Consider the following 13,740-nt stretch of genomic DNA (forward strand, 5'->3'; position numbering starts at 1 on the left):
TATGGACCGGGATAGCGAGCACGTCGTGCATGTTCCCGCGGGACTTGTCACGCTTGAGGGCAATCTTTCGTTGCCCCCGGATGCTCGCGGCCTTGTGCTCTTCGCCCACGGCAGCGGAAGCAGCCGCCACAGCCCGCGCAACCGCCACGTGGCCGAAAGGCTGAACGAGGCGAACCTCGCCACCTTCCTCATCGACCTGTTGACGGCCGAAGAGGAGCGGATCGACCAGGTCACGGCCGAGTTGCGCTTCAATATCGGACTGCTCGCCGACCGGCTGGTCGGCGTCACGGATTGGCTCGGCGCCTCGCCGGACACGTCGGGGTTGCGTCTTGGCTATTTCGGCGCGAGCACGGGCGCCGGTGCCGCCCTGGTGGCGGCGGCCGAGCGGCCCGACCAGGCCGCGGCCGTAGTTTGGCGTGGTGGCCGGCCCGATCTTGCAGCGCACGCCCTGCCGCGCGTCCGGGCGCCGACCTTGCTCGTCGTCGGAGGCGCGGACACGCAAGTGATCGCACTCAACCGCTCGGCGCTGGCGGCGCTCCTCTGCGAGAAGGAGCTCGCCATCGTCCCTGGCGCGACACATCTGTTCGAGGAGCCCGGCGCCCTGGACGAAGTCGCGGGTCTGGCGAGCCGATGGTTCTTGCGCCATCTGATTTCGGACAGATCGGCGTCGACGTCCTAACAGCTGGGGCTTGGATCACCAGTCCCGGGATCATTTGCGTCCTCAACGCGTTATGATCCTCATAAGACCGCGCGCAGCAACCCGAATGGCTGTCGCAACCCGTATGTGGGAGAAAGACAATGCCGGACAAGAAAACCATCGAGAAGGCCCGAAAGGACAAGCGCGAGGGCAAATCGCCGAGCACACAGGCCGGCGAGTTCGTGCACGAGGAGATCGATAAAATCCGCCGCGGCGAGCACGGCGCGCGCTCGACCCAGCAGGCCATCGCCATCGGGCTTTCCGAGGCAAGACGCGCAGGCGTAGACCTGCCCCCGCCCAAAAAGGGCAAGGTGAAGGAGAGCACGCGCAAAAGCGCCGAATACGCCTATGAGGCCGGCCAGGGTGAACGCACGCCGAAACGCCGCCCGCGGGTCTCGAAAGCCGTCTCCAAGGTGCTCGAGCACGAGCCGAAGAGCACGGCGTCGCACGAGGCGCTGGCGCAGCAGGCCAAGCGTGCGGCCTCGCGCCGGACGGCTGAGGAGCGCTCGGCCGCCGCCAAGAAGGCCGCCGAGACGAAAGGCGCCAGCGGAAGGAAGGCGGCGGCGCAGAAGGCCGCCAGAACGCGCGCACACCACGCATAGTTCAAAGACGGCAGTTCGCCTCCTGGAAATCCGATATGGCCCAAACGACCGGTATCGAGCTCTGCCCCGGCAGCGCGGGACAACGCCGCTGCCCAAGGCGAACCAGAGCCTGCATCTGCGGGACAACATCGACTTCGAAATCACCGCTGACGACACGGTGGCGCTGAACGAGCAATACTCGTCGCTCGCGATGCTGCCTGACGCGTGACACCGACCGGAGGTACTCGGCGGCAAGGGCAGCGGGAGACCGGTCAGGAAAGCGCAGCCTGTTTCTTGAGCATCATGCGTATCGCCCATAACGCGGAGAACTCTGATCATGACCTCAGCTGCCAGCACGACATTCTCGCAAGCCACCACTCAGACGAGACATATCGCTTTGCTCGGCGCGCCCTCTAATCTTGGGCTGATGCCGCAGGAGGGTGAGCCGGAGCCCGGCGTGCGGAAGGCGCCGGAGGCACTTCAATCGCTTGGTCTCGCCGACCGTTTGGGCGCCGGTCCGATGCGCTCGGTTCGGGCTCCGCTTTATCGGCCTGAGGTGGATCCTGCGACGGGCGTGCGCAATGCCCAGGCCCTGCGCCAGTATTCCAAGACGCTTGCCGAAGCGGTCGACGAGGAGCTGAACTCGGGAGGGTTCCTGCTCATGCTCGGCGGCGATTGCAGTGTGTTGCTTGGCCCTGCGCTCGCGCTGCGGCGTCGTGGCCGCTACGGCCTTGTCTTCTTCGATGGGCACACCGATTTCAAATGCCGGATACCTCGCCGTCAAAAGGAGCCGCGGGCATGGATTTGGCCTTCGTGACCGGCCATGGCCCGACGCTCCTGACCGATTTCGGCGAGCACACTCCTTTGGTCCGTGAGGCCGACGTAGTCGCGTTTGGCTATCGCGATGTGCAGGACCCCGCGACTTACACGTCCAAGGCCGTCTTCGACACCGATGATCACCGGATGGATTTGGTGGACGTGCGGCGGCGCGGCTTCGCCGATGCGGCACGCATAGCGCTTGACGCGGTCGCAGGGAAGGACGTCGAGGGTGTATTCGTTCACTTCGATGTCGATGTGCTGGACAGCGAGATCATGTCGGCTGTCGATTCGCCGGAGGCCGGCGGTGTCTTGCCCGACGAAGCTGTCGAAGCCCTTCGCACATGGTGCAACGATCCACGCGTGATTGGGATGGAGGTGACGATCTATGATCCCGACCGCGATCCGGATCGTCGCTGCGGCAAGCTGCTGATCGACATTCTGGTCGCTTCCCTTCGCGGCCGGTAGACCAATGGGAGTCCTGCACTTGTGCACGAACGCAATCCGCCGGCACGAATGGCCGTCGGTCTGACGGATCGCCGCGCGCACCCATTCTGTGGTGCTACCTCATCGGGAACCGTTCTCAACGAACATGGTTCCGAGTGTGCGACCGAAGCATTCGGCTTCTTCTACCCGGCTATCGCCAAGGAGATTCGCCATGACCGGCAAAACCCGTCCCACCGTCCTGATCACAGGCAGCAGCGGGTTTCTGGGCCAAGCCATCGCTCGCGGCTTGATGGAGCGCTACGACATCATCGGCCTTGATGTTGCCAGACGATCCTTGCCCGGCGTCGAGACGATCGAGATCGACCTTACCTCGGACGCGAGCGTGGCGAAGGCACTGGCCGAGGTGCGCGAGCGGAGCGGCGGCCGCGTTGCCTCGGTGATCCATCTTGCGGCCTATTACGACACGACCGGCGAGGATAATCCGAAATACGGCGCGGTGACCGTCGAGGGAACGCGCCGGCTGCTGAACGCGCTGAGAGGGCTCGAGACGGAGCAGTTCGTGTTTTCGAGCACGTTGCTGGTGCATGCGCCGAGCCCGGCAAAGGGCACCAAGATCGACGAAGAGTCTCCGATCGATCCGGCCTGGGCCTATCCGAGATCGAAGGCGAGACCGAGACGCTGATCCTGAAGGAGCACGGCAACGTCAAGGTTGCGATCCTGCGACTGGCGGGCGTCTATGACGAGGATTGTCACGCGGCCTTCATCGCCCAGCAGATCGCCCGCATTTTCGAGCGCATGCCGACCGCCTATCTTTTCACCGGCGACATCACCACCGGCCAGCCCTACCTGCATCTGGACGATCTCGTCGACGCCGTGGTGCGCACCGTCGACCGGCGCAGCGCGCTTCCCGACGAGACCGTACTGCTGATCGGCGAAGAAGAGACGCCGTCCTACGACGAGATGCAGAAGCAGATCGGGCAGCTCCTGCATGGCGAGACCTGGCGGACCCTGTCCCTGCCGAAAGAGGTGACGAAGCTCGGCGCCTGGATGCAGGAGAAGGTTTTCGACCAGGAGACCGACATCAAGCCATGGATGATCGAGAACGCCGACGATCACTACGAGATCGACATCTCCCGCGCCAGGCGCCTGCTTGGCTGGAAGCCGCGGCACAGCCTGACCGCTACATTGCCGGAAATGATCCGGCGGCTGAAGGCGGATCCTACCGACTGGTACAAGAAGAACAAGCTTGAACCGTCGGCGGTCGCCGCTTCCGCGCCCGAGCTCGACCAGGCCGCCGAACGGCTGCAGCGCCCGCTCGAGCGCTCGGACGACGAGGTCGCGGCCGAAACCGAACGCCACCGGGCCGCAACGCTCTGGGCGCCGCTGACCAACGTTGCGGTCGGGCTGTGGCTCGTGGCGTCGCCCTTCACGCTCGGCCTGTTCGATCCCGCTTCAGCACCGATTCCGCCGGCGCTCGGACATGAGATCGCCTCGCCGGAGACGCGCGACGGCAGGCTCGGCATCAGTGAGATTGTATCCGGCCTCGCCATCCTGTCGCTGGCGCTTGTCGGCATGCGCCGGCGCTGGCACGGGCTGCAATGGATCACCGCCTCGATCGGGGTTTTGGGTGATGTTCGCGCCGCTGCTGTTCTGGACCACCAGCGCCGGAGCCTACGCGACCGACACGTTGGCCGGCATGCTGATCGTCGCGTTCGCGGTGATGATCCCGCCGACGCCGGGTATCAGCCGGCGTGCCCTTGCCGCCGATGACGACCGCCCGCTCGGCTGGAGCTATTCGCCCTCCCTCTTCACCCAGCGCATTCCCATAATCGGCCTCGCCTTTGTCGGCCTGTTCGTCTCGCGTTATCTCGCCGCCTATCAGCTTGGCCATATCGATGGCCTTTGGGAACCGTTCTTCGGCCCGGGCGAAACGCCGGCCGGCAATGGCAGCGAGGCGGTGGTCACCTCATGGGTCTCCAAGGGCTTTCCAATCGCCGATGCCGGGCTGGGCGCCTTCGCCTATGCGCTGGACATCCTCGCCGGCGCGATCGGCGACCGCCGCCGCTGGCGCACCATGCCATGGATGGTGCTGCTGTTCGGCTTGCTGGTCATCCCGCCCGGCGTGGTCAGCGTCGGCTTCATCATCATCCAGCCGCCGCTCATCGGGGCGCTGTGCACGCTCTGCATCGTCCAGGCCGCCGTCACGGTCGTGCTCATCCCCTATTCGGTGGACGAGGTGCTGGCGAGCTGCCAGTATCTTTGGCGTGCGAAACAGGCGGGAGAGCCGTTCTGGCGCACATTCTGGTGCGGCGGCCCGGCGCTTTCGGAGGACCAGACGCCGACGCCGGATCTCGACCGGCCGCTATCGGCAGTGGCGCGGGACTTCGTCACCGGCGGTGTGAACTTCCCGTGGACCCTTGTCGCCAGCACGCTCGCCGGCGCCCTGCTGATCATCACGCCGCTCAGCTTCGGCACAAGCCCGCCGCTCTACTTCAGCGACCATGTCATCGGCTGCCTGGTCATCATGGTAGCCGTTACCGCGATGGCCGAGGTGGCGCGCGCCGTCCGCTTTCTGAAAATCGCGCTTGGAGCCTGGATTGCCCTCTCTCCGTTCATCCTCGCCGGCGGTGCGGCCGCGAGCCTCGCCAATCTGGCGATCGGAGCCCTGCTGGTCGGGCTCAGCCTGCCACGCGGCACGCGCAGCGCTGCGCATTATGGCGGCTGGGACCGGGCCATCATCTGAGGATGTTCCGCAGCGCTGGACGATCGGCCAGGTGACTGCAAAGATTGATCCGCATCAACCTGTCGAACATATCGAGCGGGAAGTCGGCGAAAGGCGCAAAGGCGCCGTACCCTTCCAACTTGAATTTTCCGCGTATCTGGGTTTCATAAGTCGGCAAATAACTTAGGGAGGAATTTCAACATGATAAAAAGGGCAATTCTCGGCGCCGGCATCCTCGCCGCCGGTATGTGGGCCGCGTCGTCATCGGCGTCCGCCGAAAGCCTGACCATGTATTGCGGCGTTGACGAGGTCTGGTGCCAGCAGACGGCGCGGGCGTTCGAGGAGAAGACCGGCATCACCGTCAATATGACCCGCAAGAGCGCTGGCGAAATCTATGCGCAATTGCGCGCCGAGGCCGCCAACCCAAAGGGAGACATCTGGTGGGGCGGCACCGGCGATCCGCATCTGCAGGCAGCCGAGGAGGGCCTGACAGTGGAATACAAATCGCCGCTGCTCAACCAGTTGCAGCCCTGGGCGATCAAGCAGGCGGAAACGTCCGGCTACCGCACGGTCGGCATCTATTCGGGTGCGCTGGGCTTCGGCTACAACAAGGATTTGCTGGCCAAGAACAATCTGCCCGAACCGAAATGCTGGGCCGATCTGATCAAGCCCGAATACAAGGGGCACATCCAGGTCGCCAACCCCAATTCCTCGGGGACCGCATACAATATGCTGGCGACCATCGTTCAGCTGTTTGGTGAGGACAAGGGTTTCGAATACATGAAAGCCCTGCACAAGAACGTCAACCAGTACACCAAGTCGGGTTCGGCGCCGATCAAGGCCGCCGGTCTCGGCGAGACCACCATCGGCATCGTCTTCATCCACGACGCCGTGTCGCAGGTCGTCGCAGGTTTCCCGATCGTTCCGGTCACCCCTTGCGAGGGAACCGGCTACGAGATCGGCTCGGAATCGATCATCAAGGGGGCGCGGAACCTGGAGGCTGCGAAAAAATTCTACGACTGGGCGCTCGAGGCCGACGTCCAGTCCATGGCGCAAAAGGCGGGGTCGTTCCAGGTTCCGTCGAACAAGGCGGCAAAAACCTCCGACAAGGCGCCCGACCTCTCCACCATCAAGCTGATCGACTACGACTTCAAGAAGTACGGCTCGAGCGAAGAGCGGAAGCGGCTGCTGAAAAAATGGGACGAGGAGGTCGCATCGCTGCCGCAATAGCAGATGCGCTTCCGCGAAACCCGCTGGCCGATTGAACCGGTCGCCGTCCTTTGGATGGCGGTCGGATGGCTGGGGTTTGCCGTGCTGCCCTGGTACGGCATCGAGGACGGGTTCTTCGGCTTTTCCTGGCTGTTCGACGGTTACCCGTCCGACAGCGAATTCGCGCCGGCACTGGTTCTGGCCCTCAAGGGCGAGAAACTGTGGCTGGCGCCGCTCGGCCTGCTGCTGGCGGTGCCGCTGCTTCTGTGGGGCCGCACCAAATCCGATCCGGTTTTCAGCCGGCTGCTGATCATTGTCGGCGCCGCCGGATTTGGCTGGCTGTTGTTCCAGGGCTTCGCCATCGGGCTGCGCGGTTGGCAATTCGGCTGGCTCACCAGCCTGTTCGGCGAACTTGGCGACCGCCAATTCGGCATGGGCTACGGCGCCTTGCTGGTCAGCGGTGCCTTTCTGTTCCTTTTCACCCTGGGTGTTGCCGCGCGCGGCGCCGTCTCTGGCGACGTCTTCGTCGTCGGCTCGATCGGCTTTGTCGTCGCCATGGTTGCCATTTTCATCTTCATGCCGATCCTGATGATGCTGGCCAATGCCATGCAGACCGACGACGGCGGCTACTCGCCTGTCGCGTTCCTGGCCAAGCTGTTCAGTTCGCGGCTGTGGAGCCTGGCTTGTCTTGCCGGCGGCAGCCGCTGCGGCGTGGCCTGGAATTCGCTGCTGCTGGCCGTGCTCGTCGGCCTGCTGACCATGTTTCTGGGGCTGGTGTTCGCGCTGGTCGTGACCCGTACCGGTTTCCGCCACGGCAAGCTGCTCCGCGCCCTGACCGTGTTGCCGATCATCACGCCGGCTTTCGTCATCGGCCTTGCCATCATCTTGTTGTTCGGACTGTCAGGGGCAGTGACGCAGAGCGTGGCCGGTCTCTTCGGTTTCCAGCCGACACGCTGGGTATATGGACTTCCCGGCCTGCTCATTGCCCAGGTTCTCGCCTTCACGCCGATCGCCTTCCTGGTGCTGATGGGCGTCGTCGAAGGCGTCAGCCCGTCCATGGAAGAGGCCTCCCAGACGCTCCGAGCCAGCCGCTGGCAGACCTTTTGGACCGTATCCCTGCCGCTGATGCGGCCGGGCCTTGCCAACGCCTTTCTGCTCGGCTTCATCGAGAGCATGGCCGATTTCGGCAATCCGCTGGTGCTGAGCGGCAATTACGACGTGCTGTCGACAGAAATCTTCTTTGCCATTGTCGGCGCGCAGAACGATGCGGCACTTGCCGCGATCCTGGCGCTGGTGCTGCTGGCCTTCACGCTCGGCGCCTTTTATGCGCAGCGCTTCTGGATCGGCAGGCGCTCTTACACCACCGTCACCGGCAAGGGCGACGCCGGCGTCCATCCGCGCTTGCCTGCCGGGCTGACATACGCGCTCTATGTCATCGCCGGACTGTGGACGGCATTCACCGTAGTGGTCTACGCGGTGATCTTCTATGGCAGCTTCGTCAGGCTGTGGGGGGTCGACCAGAGCCTGACACTGGAGCACTACCGGAAGGCGTTCTCCGTCGGCTGGAACGAATTCGGCATCCACTGGTCGGGCTCGGCATGGAGCTCCTTTTGGACGACCATGGAGATCGCGCTGATATCGGCGCCTCTGACGGCCGGGATCGGGCTTCTGACCGCCTATCTTCTGGTCCGCCAGAATTTCCGCGGCAAGAACGCCTTCGAATTTGCGACCATGCTCTCGTTCGCGATTCCGGGAACCGTCATCGGCGTCAGCTACATCATTGCCTTCAACGTGCCGCCGATCGAACTGACCGGGACCGGCATCATCCTCGTACTGTCGTTCATTTTCCGCAACATGCCGGTGGGCGTGCGCGCCGGCGTCGCCTCGATGTCGCAGATCGACCGTAGCCTGGATGAATCCTCGCTGACGCTTGGCGCCAACTCGTGGCAGACCTTCAGGCGCGTCATCCTGCCTTTGCTGAGATCGGCAATGCTGGCGGCGCTCGTCTATTCCTTCGTGCGCGCCATGACCGCGATCAGCGCCGTCATCTTTCTGGTCAGCGCGCGCTACGATCTCTCGACCAGCTACATCGTTGGACGTGTCGAGAACAATGAATACGGCATCGCCATCGCCTATTCGACGGTGCTGATCGTCGTCATGCTGATGGTAATCGGCTTGATGCAGCTGCTTGTCGGCAGCCGCAATATCGGCCGGCGCGGCATCCAGCAGGGCGACGGCGGCTGGAGCGTGCGCACCAATGTCAGCCTGCCCGGAACGGCCGGCGGCCCGACCACAATAGCAGGAGCCGGGTGATGGCCGAAATTCGCAGCAATGCCGCCTCGGTAACCTTCGACCATGTCACCAAGACATATCCGGGCGCCAGCATGCCGGCGGTCGACGACATCTCGCTTGCGATCGAAGCCGGCAAGCTGGTGACGCTTCTCGGGCCCTCCGGCTGCGGCAAGACGACGACGCTGCGCATGATCGCCGGCCTTGAAATGCCGTCCAGCGGCCGCATTCTGATAGGCGGCAAAGATGTCACCCGCCTGCCCGCCACCGACCGCGACGTGTCCATGGTTTTCCAGTCCTATGCACTGTTTCCGCACATGACGGTGATGGAGAACGTCTCCTATGGCTTGCGTTTCTCCGGCCATGACAAGAAGGAGGCCGCATCGCGCGCCCATGCCGGGCTGGAATTGGTCGGCCTGACCGGTCTCGAGGCGCGCCTGCCCAGCGAACTGTCTGGCGGCCAGCAGCAGCGCGTGGCGGTGGCACGCGCGCTGGTGCTCGAACCGCAAGTGCTGCTGTTCGACGAGCCGCTGTCAAATCTCGACGCCAAGCTGCGCCGGCACGTGCGCGAGGAAATCAGGGAAATCCAGATCAAGCTCGGGCTGACGGTGGTCTATGTCACACACGACCAGGAAGAGGCGCTGGCGGTTTCGGATCGTATCATCGTCATGAACAAAGCGGTGATCGCACAGGACGGCACGCCACGCGAACTCTACGACGCACCGGCCAACGCTTTCGTCGCCGACTTCATCGGCGAAGCCAATATCCTCGATTGCGAGGTGGTTTCGGTAGAAGGTGATGAAGCTGCCGTCCGGCTGGGTTCGCTGGCCTTGAAACTGCCGGCGCGAGGCCAGCTGGTCGGCCCGGCGAAGCTGGCCGTCCGTCCGAGCCGCATCGAGATCGGCCCTGCCGGTGCACCACGGACGATCGCGGGCAGGCTGGAAAAGGTCACCTATATCGGTAGCCATCTCGAGCTTGTCATCGCCACGCCGCACGGCCAGGTGTTTGCAATATCGCACAACATCGATGCGCCGTTTCAGGCAGGCGACAGCGTCGGCATCGGCTTTCCGGAGCGCGGACCGGTTCTGATCAAAGCTTGAAGGATTGCACGCAGAGCTGGCGGACCTGGGCGAACACACCGCTGCCGGCGCAAATCACCAGCGCGCCGTTTTCCAGAACCGTCTTTGGGTCGGGCTTGACGATCGTGCCGCCGGCTTCTTCCACCAGCAGCATGCCTGCCAGGCAGTCCCAGGCGTTCATATGCTCTTCGACATAGCCGAGCAGCCTGCCGGCGGCCGCATAGGCGAGCATCAACGCGCCGGATGCGTTACGGAAAAACACGCCGCCTTTTGAAAACAGCAAGCCGATGAGCGTTGCGACGTTTTGCATTTCGGCGCGGTTGGAAAAGCCGGTGCCCAACGAGCCGTCGGTCAGGCTGGTGGCCGCGCTTGCCCTGATCGGCTTGCCGTTGAGAAAAGCGCCGCCGCCCTTGCGGCAATGGAACGTTTCGCCGGTAGAGGGCTCGTGGATGACACCCACGACAGTGTCGCCGTCCTTGGCGCAGGCGATGACCACGCACCAGGCCGGGATGCCCCGCACGAAGTTCGCGGTGCCGTCGATCGGATCTATCACCCAGACATGCCCGCTCGATCCGGTGACCGAGGCATGCTCCTCGCCGACAATTCCATCGGTCGGGTAGGCGGCTTTCATTGCCGCACGGATGAACAGCTCGACCTCGCGGTCAGCCTGCGAGACCATGTCCTGATGACCTTTGCTCTCGATGGCGAGGCTGTCGAGGTCGCGAAAATACTTCAGGCCGAGCGCGCCGGCGCGCCGCGCGAGATCGATGGCGAACTGTTCGCGCGTTGCTGTGTCGGGTGTCATGATATCCTTGGGATGGCGAATGTGATCTGAGGAAAATACCCCAGCCAGAGAAGCTTAGCGGTGAAGATAAGAGTGTGCAAATGACGAGCCCTGCCTTTTGCGGGGCGGGCCCGAGGCCGACCGATCTTCCATGCGCCCGACAGCGACAGTCACGCTCATACGGGTCCGGTCATGTCGCCGTCGACATAGATCATCTGGCCGGTCATGAAGCTCGACGCGTCGGAAACCAGGAAGATCGCGGCACCGCCCAGTTCATCGACCTCGCCCACGTTGCCAGCGGCCGACCAATGCCGCGGCTCAATCCGGAAATTAAGGCGGTTTTACCGGCGAGGCCGAACAGGCCCGATAGGTCATCAATGCTTTGTTTCCCCAGAGATGCGGCCAGAGACAGGCGATCGAGGCCCCTGCCGGACATCGTAGGCGCGGACGATCGTTGTCAGCAATGGCGAGATTGCCGGCGATAAACGCCTATCCCCGCCAGGCACCTTCGCGGCGCAGATCGTCCATCGTGCGCGAAATGCCTTCGCGCAGGATCGACACCATGTCGTCGATCTGGTCGCGCGTGATGATCAATGGCGGCGACATCACGCACATGTTGATCAGTGGCCGGACCAGCAGGCCGAGCTCGTGGCAATGCGCGTCGATGCGCTCGGCACCTTGATCCGCCTCGCTTATGACCCCGAGGCTCTGCTGGCGATGGCAGACTGAATAATTCTTAGCGCAGCAATGCGGCCGGCGACGATGGCGCCCTCGACGTAGCCCGGAAATGATGGCGACAGCTCCGACGAGGCGAAATGGATCCGCGACGCGCCGGCGCGGATAATGCGTTCGGCATCGGTTGCCGTCGCATCGACGATCAGATCACTGTAACCGCCGCCGCTCCAGCGATCCCCAGTCCAGTCGCGATAACTGAGATCGATGATGCCGGCCGCCTCGATACCGAGCGCCTCTTCCAGCTTTGACGTCACCTTTGCGCGCAACGCCGCGTCGTCCAGATCCCACCAGCGCTGCGCCAGCGGCCCGCCGATGAAGACGACAAGGGCTGCGTGATCCTCGTCCCTGCTGGCATCGCAGGCAAAAAGCCCGTGCGGGTCGCGCCACATCACCATGCCGCTCAAGCCCCTGTCGCGCCAGAAAGCCTTGGGGTAGCGCACCAGCATTTTGATCACCGCGCCGCTTTGCCAGACGCCGAGGGCTCTCTTCAGCACAGCCGGCAGCGGCGGCACGAAATCCACTCTCGAGGCCATCATCGGCGGTACGGCGACCAGTACCGCTCGTGCCTCGATCGCGCCGGCAGGCGAAACGACGCGAACCCCTCCCGGCCCGTGCTCAATGGCCTCGACAGCTGTATTCAGCCGCAGTCGATCGCCGAGATCCCGCGCAAGATCATCCGCTAGCGAATGCATGGTTTCGCCCACGAAATACTGCAGCTCCGACACCTCGTTGGTGATGCGGCGATCATTGTCGATCAAGTACCACAGCGGCAGCCTTTCCATTGCCAGGCACCACAGGCCCTCGATCATCGACCGAAAGGCGGCCTTCGCATCGTCGGGATCGGCCTGGCGATCGAGCCATGCCGCGACCGTCAAGCCGACAATGGTCGGGTCGGTCGGTGCGATCGCATTCATCCGCTCGCGCATTCGCATCGCGGTGCCGTTAGTGCGCCCGGCTTGCGCCTCGCTCATTCGCGGCTGCGTGACGAATTCGCCTGCGACATGGGTCTCGACCAATGTCTTGCCGCGCGCTCGCACCAGCGCCATTAATTCCGGCATGTCTTCGCACAGGAACTGGCCGCCGCTGTCGATCCGCTCGCCGAGCCCGTTCTGCACGGCTTCGACGCGGCCGCCGACACGGTCGCGGGCTTCGAGCAGCACGACATCGATGCCGGCGTGGTTCAATTCACGCGCGGCCGACAGGCCGGTGAAGCCGGCGCCGACGATGGCCACATCGGCTCGTTCAATCTTGAACTTCATTAGCCGGCCTTGCTCTTCTCGAATGTCAGGGGCCGGATCATTGTCTTCATTGCTGGTCCACCCTCTTTTTGATGGTTCACGCCGGCCTGCCACCGCGGGCTGCAGAGTTCGGATAGTGCTTGGGGAATGCCGCAGACAGGAACTCGTTCGCGGCCTGCAGCGCCGTCTCGCGTGTGGCGTCCTCGGTGCCCATCATCAAACGCAGCCACAGACCATCCAGCATGGCGCTGAGCGCCAGCGCCATGACTTGCGGCTCATAGGCATAGAAGCCGCTCTGCTTGAGCGCCGCGCAAAGATCGATGAAGATGTTCTGGTAGACGGCATCGCGTGCGCTGCTCAGCGCCTGATATTTCGGTCGCGATTTGGCCTCGCCCCAGAAGGCACACCAGGCAGCCAGCTTGCGCTTGTTGCAGATCGAGCGGTCGAAATCGGCCGCCACCAATGCCTGCAACTGGCAGGCGGGATCATCGCCGGCCTTTTGCAAGGCGCTGCGCCAATGCGCCGAATACTCGTCATACATGTATTGCAAGGTCGCGACGAGCAGCTTCTCCTTGCTCTCGAAATGGAAATTGACGATGCCGCGAGACAGGCCGGCGCCGTCGGCAACGTCGGCCATCGTCGTCTCCGAATAGCCGCGCTTGGCCAATGAATCGATCGTCGCTTCGATCAATTGAAGCTGCCTGGTCTCTTTCGACGCCTTGCGGCCGCGCTTATCGGAATCGCTTTTTCGCGCCGGTTCGAGGAGGGCTTCGCGCGCCTCTGTTGTCTTCATCGGGGTGATGGTCTCCAGCATCGCCGGCTAGCCGATCGGCTTCGGCCGCGAAGATCAGTGGGACGGTGTTTGCCACTGTCAAGCACCTTCTGCACGGCTGCCCATATTCGAATGTTCTCGTCGAGATTGCATCCTTGGAGAAAACGACGTCGAAGGCACCGTCGGCGAAAGGCAGCGATCCCGGCGATGCAGACCAGATCAGCGCCGCCGAGCCCGCCTGCAGCGGACCTTGGGTCGAGATCTACGCCAGGCGCGAGCTGCAATATCAAAAGCTGCTGAGGCGTGCCAAACTGGCGCCGCGGCTGGTCATCAAACTCGACCGCCGCACCAGTCCGCCCGCGGATTTCTAA

The 13,740-nt window shown here is 63.6% G+C and carries 14 protein-coding genes and 2 pseudogenes; 11 read left to right on the top strand and 5 right to left on the bottom strand.

Going from position 1 to position 13,740, the window contains the following annotated elements; all coding sequences use genetic code 11:
• Window position 1 precedes the first annotated feature (1 nt).
• The 10 genes and pseudogenes from NKI58_RS01275 to NKI58_RS01320 all read left to right on the top strand — a co-directional run bounded on the left by NKI58_RS01275 (window position 2) and on the right by NKI58_RS01320 (window position 9,861).
• Complete coding sequence (locus NKI58_RS01275; protein WP_352783261.1) at window positions 2–679, top strand: dienelactone hydrolase family protein; 678 nt, start codon at window positions 2–4, stop codon at window positions 677–679.
• Between the two features lie 119 nt (window positions 680–798).
• Window positions 799–1,299 (top strand): DUF6496 domain-containing protein, encoded by a 501-nt coding sequence (locus NKI58_RS01280; RefSeq protein WP_023678569.1) that lies wholly within the window; start codon window positions 799–801, stop codon window positions 1,297–1,299.
• A gap of 316 nt (window positions 1,300–1,615) precedes the next feature.
• The gene (locus tag NKI58_RS01285; RefSeq protein ID WP_352783259.1) at window positions 1,616–2,095 is read left to right on the top strand and encodes an arginase family protein; all 480 of its coding nucleotides are present in this window, start codon (window positions 1,616–1,618) and stop codon (window positions 2,093–2,095) included.
• Window positions 2,092–2,562: an arginase family protein gene (locus NKI58_RS01290; RefSeq protein ID WP_352853045.1), complete on the top strand. Its 471-nt coding sequence runs from the start codon at window positions 2,092–2,094 to the stop codon at window positions 2,560–2,562. The genes NKI58_RS01285 and NKI58_RS01290 overlap by 4 nt, the downstream gene beginning before the upstream one ends.
• Window positions 2,563–2,752: 190 nt before the next feature.
• Window positions 2,753–3,223, top strand: coding sequence for an NAD-dependent epimerase/dehydratase family protein (locus NKI58_RS01295; RefSeq protein ID WP_352853032.1), 471 nt, complete (start codon window positions 2,753–2,755; stop codon window positions 3,221–3,223).
• Window positions 3,175–3,414 (top strand): annotated as a pseudogene (locus tag NKI58_RS01300) (hypothetical protein); the annotation flags it as partial. The gene NKI58_RS01295 and the pseudogene NKI58_RS01300, both read left to right, overlap by 49 nt.
• 757 nt (window positions 3,415–4,171) lie before the next feature.
• Window positions 4,172–5,284 (top strand): vitamin K epoxide reductase family protein, encoded by a 1,113-nt coding sequence (locus NKI58_RS01305; protein ID WP_352853033.1) that lies wholly within the window; start codon window positions 4,172–4,174, stop codon window positions 5,282–5,284.
• Window positions 5,285–5,464: 180 nt separating this feature from the next.
• Window positions 5,465–6,493, top strand: a complete 1,029-nt coding sequence (locus tag NKI58_RS01310; RefSeq protein WP_352783254.1) for an ABC transporter substrate-binding protein — start codon at window positions 5,465–5,467, stop codon at window positions 6,491–6,493.
• 3 nt (window positions 6,494–6,496) lie between these two features.
• Window positions 6,497–8,785, top strand: coding sequence for an ABC transporter permease (locus NKI58_RS01315; RefSeq protein ID WP_352783252.1), 2,289 nt, complete (start codon window positions 6,497–6,499; stop codon window positions 8,783–8,785).
• Window positions 8,785–9,861 carry an ABC transporter ATP-binding protein gene (locus NKI58_RS01320; protein ID WP_352570622.1) on the top strand — a complete coding sequence of 359 codons (1,077 nt, stop codon included), beginning with the start codon at window positions 8,785–8,787 and terminating at the stop codon, window positions 9,859–9,861. Before NKI58_RS01315 ends, NKI58_RS01320 begins: the two co-directional genes overlap by 1 nt.
• Here NKI58_RS01320 and NKI58_RS01325 read toward each other — a convergent pair.
• The 5 genes and pseudogenes from NKI58_RS01325 to betI all read right to left on the bottom strand — a co-directional run bounded on the left by NKI58_RS01325 (window position 9,851) and on the right by betI (window position 13,411).
• Window positions 9,851–10,645, bottom strand: coding sequence for an inositol monophosphatase family protein (locus tag NKI58_RS01325; RefSeq protein WP_352570624.1), 795 nt, complete (start codon window positions 10,643–10,645; stop codon window positions 9,851–9,853). The two genes, NKI58_RS01320 and NKI58_RS01325, sit on opposite strands and share 11 nt — an antisense overlap.
• Window positions 10,646–10,800: 155 nt before the next feature.
• Window positions 10,801–10,947, bottom strand: coding sequence for an SDR family oxidoreductase (locus NKI58_RS01330; RefSeq protein ID WP_502896713.1), 147 nt, complete (start codon window positions 10,945–10,947; stop codon window positions 10,801–10,803).
• Window positions 10,948–11,113: 166 nt separating this feature from the next.
• Window positions 11,114–11,296, bottom strand: a pseudogene (locus NKI58_RS01335) (aspartate aminotransferase family protein); the annotation flags it as partial.
• A 20-nt stretch (window positions 11,297–11,316) separates the two neighbouring features.
• Window positions 11,317–12,618 (bottom strand): flavin monoamine oxidase family protein, encoded by a 1,302-nt coding sequence (locus NKI58_RS01340; RefSeq protein ID WP_352824376.1) that lies wholly within the window; start codon window positions 12,616–12,618, stop codon window positions 11,317–11,319.
• Window positions 12,619–12,694: 76 nt separating this feature from the next.
• On the bottom strand, window positions 12,695–13,411 hold the full coding sequence (gene betI, locus NKI58_RS01345; protein ID WP_352891294.1) for a transcriptional regulator BetI: 717 nt from the start codon (window positions 13,409–13,411) through the stop codon (window positions 12,695–12,697).
• Between the two features lie 113 nt (window positions 13,412–13,524).
• On the opposite strand from betI, the gene NKI58_RS01350 reads away from it, so the two are divergent.
• On the top strand, window positions 13,525–13,740 hold the full coding sequence (locus NKI58_RS01350) for a hypothetical protein (RefSeq protein WP_352574940.1): 216 nt from the start codon (window positions 13,525–13,527) through the stop codon (window positions 13,738–13,740).

Source organism: Mesorhizobium sp. M0522 (genome assembly GCF_040321085.1).
Taxonomy (GTDB): domain Bacteria; phylum Pseudomonadota; class Alphaproteobacteria; order Rhizobiales; family Rhizobiaceae; genus Mesorhizobium.